The sequence below is a fragment of the Streptomyces sp. UNOC14_S4 genome, assembly GCF_020740835.1.
Taxonomy (GTDB): domain Bacteria; phylum Actinomycetota; class Actinomycetes; order Streptomycetales; family Streptomycetaceae; genus Streptomyces.
The window spans coordinates 1-1926 of the sequence record NZ_JAINFC010000845.1 but is presented as its reverse complement, the minus strand read 5'-3'; the positions used below and the strand labels follow the sequence as shown (position 1 = coordinate 1926).

Below are 1926 nucleotides of genomic sequence, written 5' to 3'. Positions count from 1 at the left end.
GACCTCGGCGGGGACCAGCTCCAGACGCCGGGTGCCCGCCACGTGGTGCCACGTCCAGCCGTGCGGGGTGGCGACGGGGGGCAGGCTGGCCCACAGCTCGTGCCCGGCCGCGTGCTGGGCGGCGTTCGCCGACACGTAGTCCGTCAGCCGCAGCTCGTCGACGCCGAAGCCCTCCGGGGGCTCGGCGATCTCGGCGGCGGCCCGCGCGTACGGCGAGAAGTCCGGGAAGCCGTCCTCGTCGACCCGCACACCCTTGGGGTGACGGGCGGCACGGACCGGGTCCGGGAAGTGCACGACCTGCCCGGCGTAGGCCGTGTTCGGTGGCGCGGCGTGCTGCCCGAGCCGACCTGTCGTCATGGCGGATGCCCCCTGCTGACTTCGTCCCCTGACGGCCCGTATGTGTCCTTTTGTATGTGCTGGACGCCGCGGGCCACCGGCCGCGCCACGGGGCGGCCCGGCCGGGCGGTGTCCCCATGGCCGAGAACACCCCGTACGGCACAGCCTATGCGCTGCCGCAAGGAGCGACCCTCCCCACCGGGGCCGGGGCCCGCGCCCGGCCGCGTTCGCAGCTGTGACCGAACCCCGGTCTTCACATCGACCCCGAACCGGAACGATCATGTGACCGGCCGCCGCCGCGCGGCACCCCGCCCAAGGCCGACCTGACTTCCGCACCCGGCATCCCATTTGGCAGGCTGATCCCCGCAACAGGGGGATTGCACGGGAGGGAAGAACCAGATTGCACACGACACAGGACCGCCAGCCCGTGAACGTGAACGTGAACGAAAGCGCCACCGGTGCCACCGGTGCCACCGGTGCCACCGCCGCCCCCGGCGACCCCCGGCTCACCTGGAGCGCCACCGAGGACGCCGAGCGGCCGCCCGCGCTGCTGCACCGCCGCGACGGCATCCTGCCCGCCGTCGCGGCCGCGCTGTCCGTCCGCGGTGAGACCCTGACCTGCACGGCGGGCAAGTCCGACCAGCCACCGACGCTCCACCCGCTCGTCCAGGACTTCCTCGACACGCTCACCAGCGACCGTCGCGAGCGGTTCACCGGGCGCTGCCCGGAGGCGGTGCTGCTGACCCGCTGGCTCACCGCGTTCGAGGCGGGCCGGAGCAAACGCGCCTCCCGCAAACCGCTCACCCACGGCGAGGCGAAGCGCGCCCTCAAGCACGCCAAGCTCACCGCCCGGCACATCCGCGAGGAGGGCGACCCCCGGCACGGCGGCTACGCGCCCCCCTGCCGCTCCTGTACGGCCCTCCTCGGCCATTTCGGCGTACGGACCGTCGACCCCGCCACCCCGACCAACGGCAAGGGCTGACCCATGCGCGCCTTCGACCGCACCGCCGCCACCCGCTTCCCCGTCGCCGTCGACGCCGCCCTCCGCGAGGCGGGCTGGCAGCCCGGCCGCTGGGACATCAAGGCCGCCGAGAACTGGGCCGACGCCCTGCGCGCCCACACCTCGCCCGCCGGGCACCGGCACACCGTCTTCCCCGCCGCCGTCGAGGCGTGGGCGGAGTTCGGCGGCCTGCACATCGCGGCCTCCGGCCCCGGGCGCCACATCGCGCCCACGCCGTTCCACATCGACCCGCTGCACGGGCTGCACCTCGCCCGCACGGTCTCCGACCTCGGACGCGCGCTCGGGGCCGACGTCTGCCCCCTGGGCCAGGAGGCGGACGGACAGGCGCTCCTGGCGATCGACGCGCACGGACGCGTCTACAGCCTCGACCACACGGGTGACTGGTACCTCGGCTCCGACATCGACCACGCGATCGGCACGCTGGTGACGGGCACACGCCCGTCACGCCTGTCGGCTGGGCCGCGCCACTGACTGCTCCCGCCCGCCGTTGCCGCCCTACGGGCGGGAGCGGCCTGCGGCCGCGTCCTCAAACGCCGGACGGGCTGGGTGGGTGGTGAGGGTGGGGTGGG

The 1926-nt window shown here is 74.8% G+C and carries 3 protein-coding genes; 2 read left to right on the top strand and 1 reads right to left on the bottom strand.

All coding sequences use genetic code 11. From position 1 onward, the window contains the following. Nucleotides 1-357 (bottom strand): HNH endonuclease (locus K6I34_RS36385; protein ID WP_229332300.1); only part of this gene is annotated, 357 nt, incomplete at its 3' end. Nucleotides 358-769: 412 nt separating this feature from the next. On the opposite strand from K6I34_RS36385, the gene K6I34_RS36380 reads away from it, so the two are divergent. Both K6I34_RS36380 and K6I34_RS36375 read left to right on the top strand, forming a co-directional pair. Then, a complete protein-coding gene (locus K6I34_RS36380) occupies nt 770-1318 on the top strand; it encodes a YwqJ-related putative deaminase (RefSeq protein WP_374231117.1) in 549 nt (182 codons plus the stop codon). Nucleotides 1319-1321: 3 nt separating this feature from the next. Further along, nucleotides 1322-1828: an SUKH-3 domain-containing protein gene (locus tag K6I34_RS36375; protein ID WP_229332299.1), complete on the top strand. Its 507-nt coding sequence runs from the start codon at nt 1322-1324 to the stop codon at nt 1826-1828. Nucleotides 1829-1926 lie beyond the last annotated feature (98 nt).

Bases quoted from the DNA above. Each gene is read 5' to 3' on its own strand.
- K6I34_RS36375 (WP_229332299.1), top strand. From the start codon at position 1,322: ATGCGCGCCTTCGACCGCACCGCCGCCACCCGCTTCCCCGTCGCCGTC.